Annotated in this window: 13 protein-coding genes; 5 read left to right on the forward strand and 8 right to left on the reverse strand. The window is 58.6% G+C overall.

The window, feature by feature from the left end; all coding sequences use genetic code 11:
• Positions 1-23: 23 nt before the first annotated feature.
• Positions 24-2138, forward strand: a complete 2115-nt coding sequence (feoB, locus tag ABD937_RS17010) for a ferrous iron transport protein B (RefSeq protein ID WP_345256999.1) — start codon at positions 24-26, stop codon at positions 2136-2138.
• A gap of 54 nt (positions 2139-2192) precedes the next feature.
• Here feoB and ABD937_RS17015 read toward each other — a convergent pair whose 3' ends face one another.
• Positions 2193-3506 (reverse strand): amidohydrolase, encoded by a 1314-nt coding sequence (locus ABD937_RS17015; protein WP_345257000.1) that lies wholly within the window; start codon positions 3504-3506, stop codon positions 2193-2195.
• A gap of 40 nt (positions 3507-3546) precedes the next feature.
• On the opposite strand from ABD937_RS17015, the gene ABD937_RS17020 reads away from it, so the two are divergent.
• A complete protein-coding gene (locus ABD937_RS17020) occupies positions 3547-4785 on the forward strand; it encodes a chromate transporter (RefSeq protein WP_345257001.1) in 1239 nt (412 codons plus the stop codon).
• Positions 4786-4895: 110 nt separating this feature from the next.
• Here the strand turns inward: ABD937_RS17020 and nadD are convergent, their stop codons facing one another.
• On the reverse strand, positions 4896-5483 hold the full coding sequence (gene nadD / locus ABD937_RS17025) for a nicotinate (nicotinamide) nucleotide adenylyltransferase (RefSeq protein WP_345257002.1): 588 nt from the start codon (positions 5481-5483) through the stop codon (positions 4896-4898).
• 3 nt (positions 5484-5486) lie between these two features.
• Complete coding sequence (locus ABD937_RS17030) at positions 5487-5705, reverse strand: FeoA family protein (RefSeq protein WP_345257003.1); 219 nt, start codon at positions 5703-5705, stop codon at positions 5487-5489.
• On the opposite strand from ABD937_RS17030, the gene ybeY reads away from it, so the two are divergent.
• Positions 5704-6222 carry an rRNA maturation RNase YbeY gene (gene ybeY, locus ABD937_RS17035; RefSeq protein WP_345257004.1) on the forward strand — a complete coding sequence of 173 codons (519 nt, stop codon included), beginning with the start codon at positions 5704-5706 and terminating at the stop codon, positions 6220-6222. The two genes, ABD937_RS17030 and ybeY, sit on opposite strands and share 2 nt — an antisense overlap.
• Positions 6223-6834: 612 nt before the next feature.
• A complete protein-coding gene (gene mnmG, locus ABD937_RS17040) occupies positions 6835-8697 on the forward strand; it encodes a tRNA uridine-5-carboxymethylaminomethyl(34) synthesis enzyme MnmG (RefSeq protein ID WP_345257005.1) in 1863 nt (620 codons plus the stop codon).
• Between the two features lie 3 nt (positions 8698-8700).
• On the opposite strand, the gene ABD937_RS17045 is transcribed toward mnmG, so the two are convergent.
• The 3 genes from ABD937_RS17045 to ABD937_RS17055 all read right to left on the reverse strand — a co-directional run bounded on the left by ABD937_RS17045 (position 8701) and on the right by ABD937_RS17055 (position 12808).
• Entirely contained in the window at positions 8701-9972 is a 1272-nt protein-coding gene (locus ABD937_RS17045) for a M23 family metallopeptidase (RefSeq protein ID WP_345257006.1), read from the reverse strand.
• A 42-nt stretch (positions 9973-10014) separates the two neighbouring features.
• On the reverse strand, positions 10015-12237 hold the full coding sequence (locus ABD937_RS17050) for a helix-turn-helix domain-containing protein (RefSeq protein WP_345257007.1): 2223 nt from the start codon (positions 12235-12237) through the stop codon (positions 10015-10017).
• Positions 12238-12454: 217 nt separating this feature from the next.
• A complete protein-coding gene (locus tag ABD937_RS17055; protein WP_345257008.1) occupies positions 12455-12808 on the reverse strand; it encodes a single-stranded DNA-binding protein in 354 nt (117 codons plus the stop codon).
• A 223-nt stretch (positions 12809-13031) separates the two neighbouring features.
• On the opposite strand from ABD937_RS17055, the gene ABD937_RS17060 reads away from it, so the two are divergent.
• Entirely contained in the window at positions 13032-13421 is a 390-nt protein-coding gene (locus tag ABD937_RS17060; protein ID WP_345257009.1) for a hypothetical protein, read from the forward strand.
• A gap of 9 nt (positions 13422-13430) precedes the next feature.
• Here the strand turns inward: ABD937_RS17060 and ABD937_RS17065 are convergent, their stop codons facing one another.
• Together ABD937_RS17065 and ABD937_RS17070 are read right to left on the reverse strand one after the other, a co-directional pair.
• Positions 13431-13685, reverse strand: a complete 255-nt coding sequence (locus ABD937_RS17065; protein ID WP_345257010.1) for an acyl carrier protein — start codon at positions 13683-13685, stop codon at positions 13431-13433.
• A gap of 39 nt (positions 13686-13724) precedes the next feature.
• Positions 13725-14087: a lipocalin-like domain-containing protein gene (locus tag ABD937_RS17070; RefSeq protein WP_345257011.1), complete on the reverse strand. Its 363-nt coding sequence runs from the start codon at positions 14085-14087 to the stop codon at positions 13725-13727.
• Between the last annotated feature and the right edge of the window lie 17 nt (positions 14088-14104).

Below are 14104 nucleotides of genomic sequence, written 5' to 3' on the forward strand. Positions count from 1 at the left end.
GGGTTACCTTTGCGGCCCGGAACGTGAGCACCTCCACTGTACATATCGCACTCGTTGGCAACCCGAACAGCGGCAAAAGCTCGTTGTTCAATTGCCTCACCGGCCTCAACCAGAAGGTCGGCAACTTCCCCGGCGTTACCATGGAGAAGAAGTCGGGCACCACGCAGCTCTCCGGCAACTACATCGCCAACATCATTGACCTGCCCGGCACCTACAGCCTCTACCCGAAGCGCCTCGACGAGTGGGTGAGCTATCGTGTGCTCATTGGCCAGGACCCGGAAGTACACCCCGACGTTTTTGTGGTGGTGGTGGATGCGGCCAACCTGAAGCGCAACCTCCTCTTCTGCACCCAGATCATCGACCTCAAGAAGCCGGTGGTACTCGCCCTCACGATGGTGGACCTCGCCCGTAAGAAAGGCATCATCATCGACCTGGCTGAACTCGAGCGCGAGCTCGGCGTGCCGGTGGTGTCGGTGAACCCGCGCAAGCAGAAAGGCGTGCCCCAGCTGAAGAAGGCCATCGAGCAAACCGTGGAGCAGCGCTACAAGGTGCCCGCCCGCGACTTCATCGATCACCGCGAGCTCGCCGGCGCGGCCATCGGCGACGTGCAGGCCCTGCTGCCCGAGGTGAGCGATTACAAGGCGATCCACTACCTCATCAACCACGAGCAGTTCAACTTCAACCCCGAGCTGCAGAACCAGATCGAGCGGATCGAGGAGAAGCACGCCTTCAACCATACCCGCACCCAGGCCAGCGAGATCATGCAGCGGTATACGCGCATCAAGCACGTGATGCAGGCCTCGGTGTCGGAACCCGACCCGCGGCAGCAAACCCTCTTTACCGATAAGCTCGACAACCTGCTGCTCCACCGCAAGTGGGGCTACCTCATTTTGCTGGGCGTCCTGTTCCTGCTGTTCCAATCCGTATTTCTACTGGCGCAGTTCCCGATGGACTGGATCGACGGCGCTTTCGCCTGGACCTCGGGTGCCCTCTCGCGGGCGCTGCCCGAAGTGTGGTGGAGCGACCTGCTCGTGAACGGCGTGGTGGCCGGCCTGGGGGGCATCCTCGTGTTCGTGCCGCAGATCATGATCCTGTTCGGGCTCATTACTTTATTGGAAGACACGGGCTATATGGCGCGCATCTCTTTTCTTACCGATCGGCTCATGCGCAGCGTGGGACTGAACGGAAAAAGCGTGATGCCCCTCATCAGCGGCTTTGCCTGCGCGGTGCCGGCCATCATGAGCGCCCGCGCCATCGAGAACCGGAAGGAGCGCCTGCTCACGATCCTCGTAACCCCGCTGATCTCCTGCTCGGCCCGCCTCCCGGTGTACGTGATCCTGATCGGGCTCGTGATTCCCAATACGTACCTCGCCGGCTTTATCTCGGTGCAGGGGCTGGTGATGATGGGACTGTACCTGCTCGGCCTCGTGATGGCGCTGTTCGTGTCGTGGGTGGCCAAGTGGTTCATCAACATCAAGGAGAAAAGCTTCTTCATCCTCGAGCTGCCTATCTATCGCGCGCCGCGCTGGGCCAACGTGGGTACCACGATGATTCAGAAGGCGAAGATCTTCGTGTTCGAGGCGGGGCGGGTCATCATGATCATTTCCCTGGCGCTTTGGTTCCTGAGTTCATTCGGCCCTTCGAAGCGTATGGAGGCCGTGGAAGAGAAGCGGGCCCGCATGGTTGCGCAGCAGCGCCCGGCGGAAGAGATCGAAACGGTATATAAGTCGGAAAAGCTTGGTGCGTCCTATGCGGGTATTCTGGGCAAGTCCATCGAGCCCCTCATTCAGCCGCTTGGCTACGACTGGCGCATCGGTATTTCGCTCATTACCTCCTTTGCTGCCCGCGAGGTGTTCGTAGGTACGATGGCCACGCTCTACAGTGTGGGCGAAGACGAAGAAGGCACGCGCCTGCAGCACAAGCTCCGCGATGCGAAGAAGGCCGATGGCTCCACGCTGTTTACCCTCGCCACCGGCGTATCGCTCATGATCTTCTATGTGTTCGCGATGCAGTGTATGAGCACGCTTGCCGTGGTGCGCCGCGAAACCCGCTCCTGGAAATGGCCCGTCATCCAGTTCGTGTACATGACGGGCATTGCCTACGTGATGAGCCTCATCGCCTACCAGCTCCTGAAATAGCAGATCTCCATCCGTTGGATGTTGCGCCCGGAGACGGGTGCTTTTTTTTGCCACTTACTTTTTCGTGCTGCCCGCATTCCCGTAATCCAGCACGAGGTAGGTCATTGCGCGGATGCCGGTTTTCATGCCACTCTCGTCGATGAAGAAGTCGGGTGTGTGGTGCGAGGCGGTGGTCTTCGGATCTTTTCCGGCCGGCATGCCGCCGAGGTAAAAGAAGAGGGACGGAACCTTCTCGGCGAAATAGGAGAAGTCTTCGGCCCCGGTGCGGGCGTCCATCACGCTGGCTTTGTTGCCGGTAGCGCGCTGGAGCGACGGAAGCATGCGGCGCGTAAGTGCGGGGTCGTTGTAGGTGACGAGCGTTTTGGAGGTAAAGGTCACCTGCGCTGTGGCGCCCGATGCCTCGGCAATATGCTTGGCGGTACGTTCCACACGCTCCCATACATCTTTCTGCATGTTCTTGTCGAGAGTGCGGATGGTGCCGGCGAGGGTGGCCTCCTCGGGGATGATGTTCTCGCGCACGCCGCCCTGGAACATGGTAGTGGAGATCACGACGGCATTCCTGGTAAGCTCCGACTGCCGGCTCACGATGGCCTGGAGGCCGGTGATGATCTGCGCGCCGACCATCACCGGGTCGATGCCCATCCAGGGCTCGGCGCCGTGTGCCTGCTTGCCTTTGATGCGGATGTGGAACCAGTCGGCGGCGGCCATCATGCCTTCTTCGCGGTAGCGGATCTCGCCCACCGGTGTCTGTGCGTTGATGTGAAGCCCGAACATAGCATCCACCTTGGGATTGTCGAGCACCCCTTCCTTCACCATGAGGGCGGCGCCGCCTTCCTCGCCCGCCGGGGGGCCTTCCTCCGCCGGCTGGAACACGAACTTGACCGTGCCTGCGAGCTCGCTCTTCATGCCGCTCAATACTTCGGCTACACTCAACAGGATGGCTACATGGGTATCGTGTCCGCAGGCATGCATCACACCCACTTCCTGCCCGTTGTATTGGGTCTTCACTTTGGAGGCGAAGGGGAGGGGCGCCCGCTCGGTCACCGGCAGGGCGTCCAGGTCGGCGCGGAGCCCGATCACCGGTCCCGGCTTGCTGCCGCGCAGGATGCCCACCACGCCGGTATGCGCCACGCCTTCTTTTACTTCGATTCCGAGCTTGCGCAGGTGGGCGGCGATGAGCCTGGCTGTATTGAACTCGCGGTTGCCGAGCTCCGGGGCTGCGTGCAGCTGGCGGCGCCAGGCGATGCATTGCGGCTCCACCTTATTTACGGCGGCTTCGACCTTGCTTTCGTAGGCCGGTGCTTTCTGCGCGGTGGCGCCTGCGGAAAAGAGTAGGGAAAGGAGGAGGGGCGTGATCCTGCTGTGCATGGGTTGAAGATACATAGGGATTTATTTAATTTAGCCGGCCATGCTCCTTCGCCACATACCTTTCCTCAAAGCCGTGTTTCTGCACGCGCTTACTGCCGTGGGAGGGCCGCAGGCGCATATGGCGATGATGATCAAGACGTTTGCGCGGCAAACGCCCTACATCACCGAGGAGGAGCTGATGGAGTACAATGCCTTTTGCAGCTTGCTGCCCGGGGCTTCGTCGACACAGATCCTGACGCTCATCGGGTACAAGCGGGGAGGCCTTCCGCTGGCGATCCTCACGCTGCTGGTCTGGATCGCGCCGGCCTGTGTGCTCATGGGGGCGCTGTCGTTCTTCATTCCCTATCTCGATAAGAACACCAACCACAACGACCTGTTCCGGTTTATTCCGGCGATGGCGGTTGGCTTCCTGGCCTATGCTTCGGTAGCGGTATTCGGTGTGTCGATCCGGAATACCATCACCTGGGTCATCATGCTGGTGTGTACGGCGGCGACCTATTATTTCTTCCAGTTTCCCTGGATCTTTCCTACGCTGATCGTGCTGAGCGGGGTAGTTACCAACCTGAGCCGGAAGCGGATCCCACAGAAAGAGATCAAGCCGCGTAAGATCAAGTGGGGAAACATATGGTTATTTGTTTTTATATTTTTATTTGCCGGGGCGCTTTCAGAAACGGCGCGTAAGAACGACTGGCCCGACCGCAAGCCCATTAACCTGTTTGAGAATATGTACCGTATGGGCTCGCTCGTGTTTGGTGGCGGGCATGTGCTGATGCCGCTGATGTACGAGCAGTTCTCGGTGCGCCCGGAGGCGGTCAAGGCGGAGAACCGCAACGTGGTACGGATCGACAAAGAGGAGATGATGACCGGCATCGGGATGGTGCGGGCGATGCCGGGGCCGGTGTTTTCGATCGGCTCGTTCACGGGCGGAATGGCGCTGCGCAACGAGGGCCCGTTCCTGCAGGTAGTCGGGTGCATCATCGGTACGGTGGGCCTTTTTCTTCCGAGTGTGTTGCTGGTGCTTTTCTTCTTCCCGATCTGGAACAACCTCAAAAGATACGCGGCCATCTACCGCTCGCTCGAAGGCATCAACGCTGCCGTAGTGGGCATCATGATCGCGGCTACGTTCTTCATTGCGAAAGACGTGTCGATGTTCGACGGGCGCAGCTATAGCCTGGTCAATATCGCGGTGCTGGTGGGAACGTTTTGCCTGCTTCACTTTACACGCGTCATCTCCCCGGTGATCGTAGCGGCCTGCCTGCTGCTTGGCTACCTGCTTTGAGCAGGGTTAACGGTATACCACAAGCGCAGTTCCATCTCCTACTACTTCACACAAAAAAGCCGGCGGGTGCCGGCGGTTCACGCAATCAGAAGGGGTGCTGCTCCCAACGGTCATGCCGACCCGGGACCCTTGCGGTAGAAGCGGCTGCTTCGGATCTCCTCGGCCACGGCGTCAGGCACGAGGTAGCGGATCGACTTCCCGTCGTGCAGCAGCCCGCGGATATGTGTAGCAGAAATTTCGAGGAGGGGTGCCTGCAGGAGGGTCACCTCGGCGCCGTGGGTATCGGCGACCGGGAAGCCGGGTCGCTCATAAACGAGAATGGGGTATCGGCCAATGATGGCGCCCGCGTTCTTCCACTTCGGGAGGTTTTGAAAGGAGTCGCTGCCCATGATGATCTGGAACGAGTAGGTCGGGTATTTCTCTTCGAGGTACGCAAGGGTATGCGCCGTGTAAGAGGGGCGGGGGAGGCTGAACTCCACTTCGGAGGCCCGGAGCCGGTCGTCGCCTTCAATCGCTTTGTTTACCAAGTGCAGGCGGTCGTATTCGTTCAGGAGGGTAGAGGAAGGCTTGAACGGGTTCTGCGGCGAGATCACGAACCACACCCGTTGCAGGGAGGTTACGTTCAGCACGTGGCTGGCGATGATCAGGTGCCCGATGTGGATAGGGTTGAAGGATCCGAAATAGAGTCCGACCTGCATGGCTTATCGTTCAATGATGATCTCGTTGGCTTCGTTCTTCCGGAGGCTCAGGGAGTAGCCGGCTACCTTTATCGAGATCGGGTCGCCGAGTGGAGCGATCTGTTCCACCACCACCTCTTCTCCGGGTATACAGCCCATTTCCATCAGTTTGAGTTCGAGTTCCGAGCTATGAAAGCTCTTGATTCTTCCGCGCTCCCCTTGTTTCAGATCAGATAATCTCATGGTTTCAATCAATGCACAAAGCTACGGCAAGGGATTGCCTGCTGTTGCCGAATTTTGGGGTATGTCTTCCAAAGCAACCTCCGGGTCCATTCGCTTCCACTACGTAGCGCAGCAGTTTCCGTTTGCCCACCGTACCTCCTTAAAGAAGTTCCTCCTTGATCTGGCCAAGGAGGAGGGGATGGGGGTGGAGGCGATCAACTATATCTTCTGTTCTGACGAATACCTTCTTGAGATCAACCGGCAGCACCTCAACCACGATACGTACACCGATATCATCACTTTTCCCTTTTCTCCCCAGGGAGCCCCCATTCTCTCAGACATCTACATATCGGTGGAGCGGGTACGTGAGAATGCAGGAAAGTACGGGCATTCGTTTGCGGCGGAGCTGCACCGGGTAATCTTCCACGGGCTCCTTCACCTCTGTGGGTACAAAGACAAGAAAAAGGAAGAGCAGAAAGCGATGCGCGAACGGGAGGAGTATTGGCTAGGGCGCTATTTTGGTTCCACGTGGAACTAAGGATGGGGGAAGGCAGAGCTTAAAGAAGAGTTCCACGTGGAACTCTTCTTTATTTCCGCACCCCATTGTGTCGGAAAGACGGTGGTTGACAACGCCACTCTTACAATAACCCCAGTGCTCGCGAAACATGACGTGACTACAAGCTCATCCCAAGGATAGGGATGCGCTTGAAAAGCGGGACTCACATTTGTGTTTTCAGGGCGCGAACCGCGCTTGAAAGGTTAGTTCGATTCGCCCGCTGAACGTGGTTGGCAACAATTGCAAGGGCGAGCCAGTTGAGCTGCTTTGCGAGGCAGGGCATAAGGCGGCCGCGACCAAAGAATAATTCAAACAGGAGTTGCTTTCGATTTCCTATACGGCACCCGAATGACCGTTATCACCATGAGCCTCCGCGGATCTTTTGGCCTTTACGTGTTTTTCGCAGGCGTCGCCACATGGCCCTTCCATGCAGGTTGGCCCATGCCGCTGCTTGTTAGTGATGGCCTGCCTTTATACTCTCCCGCTATGAGGCCTAAAAGCGTTCTACTTGACACCCGAAGTGAGCCCAAGGTTTCACGTGGAACACCTGTTTTAACACGACTGCCCGCCCTAGTTCGGTAATTTTGCAACCTTATGTTTCAGCAGTATGATGTAATCGTTGTGGGGGCGGGGCACGCCGGATGTGAGGCTGCCGCCGCGGCTGCCAACATGGGTTCCAAGGTGCTCCTGGTGACCATGAATATGCAGACCATTGCCCAAATGAGTTGTAATCCGGCCATGGGTGGAATCGCCAAAGGCCAGATCGTTCGGGAGGTAGATGCTCTGGGAGGTTACTCCGGGATCGTCTCCGATGCTTCCATGATCCAGTTCCGGATGCTCAATCGCTCGAAAGGACCGGCCATGTGGAGCCCCCGTACGCAGAACGACCGCATGCTCTTCGCGATCAAGTGGCGGGAAATGCTTGAGGCTACGCCGAACGTAGACTTCTACCAGGACATGGTGAAAGGCTTGCTCGTAGATGGTTCCAAAGTAACGGGTGTAGTCACCGGTATGGGACACGAGATCAGGTCCAAGGCCGTAGTACTCACCAGTGGGACCTTCCTGAACGGCGTCATCCATATAGGGGAGAAGCGACTTGGCGGTGGTCGGGTGGCCGAGCGCGCCGCTGAAGGCATTACGGAGCAGCTTGTTTCCCTGGGTTTCGAGTCAGACCGCCTGAAGACGGGTACCCCGCCGCGGGTAGACGCCCGCTCGCTCGACTACACAAAGATGGAAGAGCAGAAGGGTGACGACGAGATCGTCGGTTTCTCCTACCTCGACACGCCCAAACCGAAAGAGCAGCGCTCCTGCTGGATCACCTACACCAGCAGCGAAGTGCATGATATCCTGAAGACCGGCTTTGACCGTAGCCCGATGTACACCGGCCGGATCGAAGGCACCGGTCCCCGCTATTGCCCCAGCATCGAAGACAAGATCAACCGGTTTGCCGAGCGCGACCGCCACCAGCTCTTCGTGGAGCCCGAAGGCTGGAACACGGCTGAGATTTATGTCAACGGCTTTTCTACCTCCCTGCCGGAAGAGGTGCAGTACGATGCGCTGCGCCGTGTGCCCGGCTTTGAAAACGTACGTTTCTACCGCCCCGGCTACGCGATCGAGTACGACTACTTTCCGCCTACACAGCTTCAGTACAGCCTGGAAACAAAGGGGCTGCAGAACCTGTACTTCGCCGGGCAGATCAACGGTACCACGGGTTATGAGGAAGCGGCCTGCCAGGGCCTGATGGCCGGAATCAACGCACACCTCAAGATCCGCGGCGAGGCGCCACTTGTGCTGAAGCGCAGCGATGCGTATATCGGTGTGCTCATCGATGACCTGATCAGCAAGGGCACCCAGGAGCCTTACCGGATGTTTACGTCCCGTGCTGAGTTCCGCACCCTGCTCCGCCAGGATAATGCCGACCTCCGCCTTACCGAGTTGAGCTACCGGTTGGGTCTGGCCACGGAGGAGCGGATGCAACGCATGCTCCGGAAGCGTACGGAAGTAGAAGAGATCAAAGGGTACTTCTCCCAAACGCAGTTGGACCCGGCTGAGATCAATCCCTATTTCGAAGGTGTGGGCAGCGCCGCCCTCACCGAAAAGCAAAAGCTGGAAAAGATCATCCTGCGTCCCAACGTTGGGCTCGAGGCGATCATGGAATCTGTACCCAAAGTAGGAGAGGGCCTCAGCCGCTTTCAGCCGGAGAGCCGGGAGCAGGCCGAGATCCAGGTCAAGTACCAAGTGTATATCGATAAGGAGCGGGAGCTTGTGCAGCGCATGAGCCAGATGGAAAGCCTGGCGATCCCTGAGCATTTCGATTACACCCGGATCGTTTCCCTGGGCATCGAGGCGCGGGAGAAACTGGGGCGCATCCGCCCGCAGACCCTGGGGCAGGCAAGCCGGATCTCGGGTATCAACCCGAGCGATATCCAGATCCTGATGGTGTATATGGGACGCTGATGATCAGCGCAGCACGCCACGGGGAACCCATCCTTCAAGGGTACCTTGTCGAACAAGCGCATAGTCACGCCAAAACCCTCTTAAATACACAGAGCCCCGGGGTGCTATGGCCTGCTGAGCCGCTGCACGTTCCGAAGGCTCATCCAGTAACGGGATATAAGCCGCGTTGGAAAGTCTAACAATTTGATTATCAATGTTTTGAAGGTTGCTCAGCGCAACCTTCAACTTTTGGCACCCGGGTGTATACCCGATCGCAAAGCGTTCATCGACATCAGTAACCCGGAGCAGTTCGTTTGGTGAGAACTCTATTCCATTCCACTCGATCGCCCGACGCAACCGCATCCAATTGCCCGCAACGCTACGAGCTACCAGCCCGGGCCGCTTCAGTTCCGGGTCCACATAGGGCTCCGGGTCAATAGCCCCACCACGCCCATAGATACCGAAATGCAGGTGGGGCGGAGTGCCTTTCGCATTACCTGTGGTCCCGACGAGCCCGATAGTGTCGCCAATATCCACACGATCACCCGCTTCCACCAGCTGCTCCTCCAAGTGCGCATAGTATAGGTTGATCGGGCGGTCGTCGGGCCGGAGCCAGACTACCTTGCCACCCCGCCGTGTTGTTTCCACCCGGCCCACCGTACCAGGAGCAATGGCAATGATCGCGGAGCGCCGCGGCGCGAAGATGTCGATCCCTTCGTGCCGTCGCGCTCCGCCATCACGCGCATCGCCCCACACCGAGCCGATACGGCCGCGGGGCACCGGGAAGGCCAGCGAGGGACCAACGGTGATGCTCAGGGTATATTCTCCTTTTTGCAGCAATTCGGGCTGCAGGCGGAGCAAGAGTTTCTCTTCCTTGTCGGCAGTGTACGTATAAGCCCGCTGCGCAGAGTCGAACGCATGCACGAGGCGGTATTGCCCGTCGCTTTCCTGTCGCCACAATTCGGTGTACAGGCGAAAGTCGCCGGCACTGCGTGGTGTTACATCGATTTGCAGGCCGGAACCGCGGCCAGCGGCGAAGGCGATGCTTACTGCGCGCGGCTCGGTGTCGGCAAAGTAGCCAGCCTTTCGGTAGGGGAGGGACACCACTTCGGGCGCCTGCAGCGACGAGTCGTACGCACGCAGCCACAGCCCGCCCAGCGTGGTTGTGCGCAAGTCCGCATCTATGAGCTTTTGTGCATAGCGCTGTAGTGGCGTGCGGCCTCCGAAAGCGCCGCCCTTGCCGCTGCAGGAAAACAGGAAACAGGTAAGGAGTACCAGAAACAGGATGCGGTTCATAAAGAATATACGACGCGCACAAATGCTGCGCCACAGCCATTATCAGGCACTCAGCTTCTGCGCAAAGAGCCGGTGGTTGAGCACGGCGCGGATCTCGCCGAAGGAATACGCGTCGCCGAGCCGGCCTTTGATCAGCCCCAGGCTTTCGGTGCCGACCTCGTCCATCACCTTCAGGATCTGCTCCACCTTCACGGGCTCCACTACGTCGTTGATTTGCAAGCGGCCTTCGCGTACAAACTGCGCGAGGTGGCTTTCCACCGTACTGATGGCCAGGTTACGAACGGTCGCAATCTCCTCGATGCTCTTGCCGCTTTCGAACAGCTCGAGCGTCACCTGGAGCGTAGCGCCTTTTTCGGTCTTCGGCTTCTTGGCGGCTTCCTTCTTGTGCATCGACTGCTCCGCCGGGTTATAGCGTTGGTAGCCGGCAAAGTCATCGAAAAATTTCAACTCGCCCCAGGAGGCGGTGAGCAGGCGCTGCAGTTGTTGCCACAGAAAGCCTTCCAGCTTAATAATGTCTTCCTTGTACTTTTTGACGCGGGTATTATAGGCGAGCTCCTTGAGGTGCTCCTGCACGGGAAGCAGGATGTCTTGCGCGAGGATCTGGGCGAAGTAGCCCACAGCCTTACTCATACGGTCGGCAAGTGCCGCGGTATCGCCGGTACGCTGTGCGTCATCGGTGAGCCGGATCAGCTGCGCCTGGAACTTACGTGCCGTATCGGCCGCTTCTTTGGCCCGAACAACCAATGCCTGCGATAGCTTCAGCGTCGCCTCCACATCGGGCAGCTTCTTCTCCGGCACAACGATGCTCCACTCGTGCAGTTCGTATACGATGCGGTGCCAGTCGAACAGCTTCAGCAGGTCGAGCGACCAGCATTTGTACTTCTCGCTTTCGAGCCGCTCGCGCAGCACCTCCTCGTCGGATTCCTGCTGGGCAAACGCAAGCACCCTGCTGTCGGTGGCAATGGCATTGGAGTAGATACGCGAGCGCAGCACCATGCCTTCCATATCGGTGCAGCGGCTGAGGGCCACATACACCTGGCCGGGAGCAAAGGAGGCGCCGGCGTCGATGATAGCGCGGCTGAACGTGAGGCCCTGGCTCTTGTGCACCGTGATGGCCCAAGCAAGCCGCACCGGGTATTGGGTGAACGAGCCGAGCTCTTCTTCATCGATATCGTCGTTCTCTTTATTATAGGTGTACCTGATGTTCTTCCAGGTTTCCTTCTCCAGCTTCAGGTCGTCGCCTCCGTCGGGGAACGACACCATAATCTCATCGTTCAGGATCCACTTGATGGTAGCCAGGCGGCCGTTGTAATAGCGGCGTTCGGCGGAGGAGTCGTTCTTGATGAACATCACCTGAGCTCCTTCTTTCAGCTGGAGTTCCGTATCGGTGGGCAGTGCCTTCTCGGAAAAGTCGCCTTTCAGTTCGGCCTGGAAGGTATATACACGGCCCTTGAGCTTGTCGAGCTCGGCGCGGTTGATGGTGTCGGCCTTTTTGTTATGCGTGGTGATCGTGATATAGTGCTCGTCGGCCGGCGGCAAGAAGTCCTGCCGGAAGCGGGCGTTCAGCACATTGAGGTCCTGCCCGGTGGTTGCGTTGTTGCGGATGCGGTTCAGGATGTCGATAAAGACCTGCTCGTTCTGCCGGTAGATCTTCTTCAGCTCGATATAGAGCGGCGGAGCCTCGGCAACGGACTTGGCGCTGAAGAAGAAGGGGCTTTCGTAATACTGCTGCAGGATCGACCATTCTTCATTCTGCACCACGGGCGGAAGCTGGAAGAGGTCGCCGATGAAGAGCACCTGCACGCCGCCGAAGGGCACGTAGGGCATCTTCCGGAAGTGACGCAGGATGGTATCGATCGCGTCGAGCATATCGCAGCGCATCATGCTCACCTCGTCGATGATCAACAGCTCCAGCTCTTCAAGCAGCTTGCGCTTGTCGGCGCCGAAGCGGATGTTCTTGAACAAGCTATGCCGGTCGGTAACCTCCACGCTGGCCGACTGGCCGCTGCGGTGAAAGGAGCCCGGAACGAAGGTGCCGAAGGGCAGCTGGAAGAACGAGTGCATCGTGACACCGCCCGCATTGATGGCCGCAACCCCGGTGGGGGCGACCACCACCGTATTCTTACGGGTGTGCTCTTTTACGAAACGCAAAAAGGTGGTCTTGCCCGTACCGGCCTTGCCGGTCAGGAAGAGGTGCTGGGTGGTGCTGTTCACCAGGTCGAGGGCCAGCTGGAAGAGTGTATTGGAGGCGTCTTGCGACTTCATTTCAGGATCCATAAAGTTACGAAAGACCGCCGGTGACGAAGGATCCATGCCTGTTTCTTAAGACATATTTAAGTGGGGGCGTACGGGGCTTCGGAGCGCAGGCTCCGCTTGCCGGCCGGCGGCAGCATGCACCGCTTTCCCCGAACATATTAAAAGCAATCGCCCTGTTTCGGAAAAGGGAAAAAAAGGCCGGCGCTCCGGAAGCGCCGGCACGCGCTTAAGCTTCAGCCTCTGCACTCTTGTCGCCGAGCAGCATCATCTCAGAGATGACCACCTCGGTGAAGTACTTGCGCTGCCCTTGCTTGTCGGTGTACGTGCGGTTGACGAGCTTTCCTTCCACGGCTACTTCCTTTCCTTTCAGGAGGAAGCGCTCCGTGAGCTCGGCTACCTTACCCCAGGCTACCACATTGTGCCACTGAGTTTCGGTTACCCGCTCTCCTTTGGCGTTGCGGTAGCTTTCGTTGGTAGCCATGGTGAAGGAAGCTTTTTTCTTGCCGCCGTCGATCAGCCGGATCTCGGGGTCGCGGCCCAGCTTTCCGATCAGCTGAACCTTGTTGCGAAGTGCATACATAGTGTCGGTTTTTGTCGTGATGAATTTTGTTATCTCAGCCCGTGGCGGCGCCTTGCCCCGGACAACACAAAGGTGCCCAGCCCCTGAGGGGATAACCGGTTTTTACCCGTTTTTTCCCGGAAGTAAATGGGTAAAAACCTTTGTTTCCGGCTGGCAGCCGTGCGAGGTTTGTAGCGCCGCCCGAAGCGGATGCGGCGGCGGATCATATTAAAAAATCTTGCATATGGAAACAGGGGCCAAGCTGTCGCCCTGCCGCCATTGCGGCCACCCCCTGCGCGGGCGCAGCGACAAGAAATTCTGTAACGACTACTGCCGCAATGCGTATAACAATGCGCGTAAAGGAGCGGACGCCGCGCTGGTGCGCCGCATCAATGCGGCGCTGCTGAAAAACCGGCGGATACTCGAGGGGTTGCTGCGGGCAGGCGATGTGGGCAAAGTGGCGCGCGAAGAATTGCTGTTGCGCGGCTTTCAGTTCCGGTATGCAACGCACCGGTATGTGAACAAGCGGGGAAGCACCTACAGCTTTTGCTACGAGTATGGCTGGCTCGAGCTGCCGCAGGAGCGCATCCTGCTGGTGCGGCGGCGCAGTGAGGAGGCGGCGCCTGACATATAGCGGTTTGTGTTAATCCAATCCGAGGTCGGACGTGAGGCTATGCGCCAAGAGCACGGCGTCCGGGTCCCGGCCGGCATGGTCAGCCACCAGCTCCACCACCCGCCTGGTGATCTCGGCTACCAGGTTCGGGGGCGGCCCAGAATGCCGCAACACGGCGTCGGCCAGGTCCTGCACGGTGGCAATGCGCTCGGCTTCCGCATCCGGGATGCATATGGCGAAGTGCTGTTCGATACGTACGATCAGCTCCACGGTGTCCAGTCCCATTGGTTCAGGTTACTGCGTTGATCCGTATAACTACGGAAATCATTTACGAACCAGGGTAAGCGTTTCCGGAAGGCCGCCGCGGTTCATGTCGAACACGAGCGAATCCTTGGTCACCCGTGCGATCTTCACCATCATCTCCGTTTGGCCGGCCGGCGTTGTATACAACTTGTCGTCCTGTATCTTCCAAAGCCCTTTCTCCACAACCCCCTCATTGGTATACGTATAATTACCGTCTTCCGCGAAGGTGAACGAAGTGGCGGCGGCGTTGCGCGCCGGGACTTGTTTTCCGTCTACCAGCCATTCCGCGCCGGACCAGGTGCCTACAAGGGCATTGGCATTCTGTGCGGTTTCGCAGGAGGCGAGGAGCAGGCCGGCGGCTGCGGCCATGAGTAGATTGCGCATAAGTAGTGGTTTGACGG

This window comes from Flaviaestuariibacter amylovorans, from assembly GCF_039541815.1.
Classification (GTDB): Bacteria; Bacteroidota; Bacteroidia; order Chitinophagales; family Chitinophagaceae; genus Flavisolibacter; species Flavisolibacter amylovorans.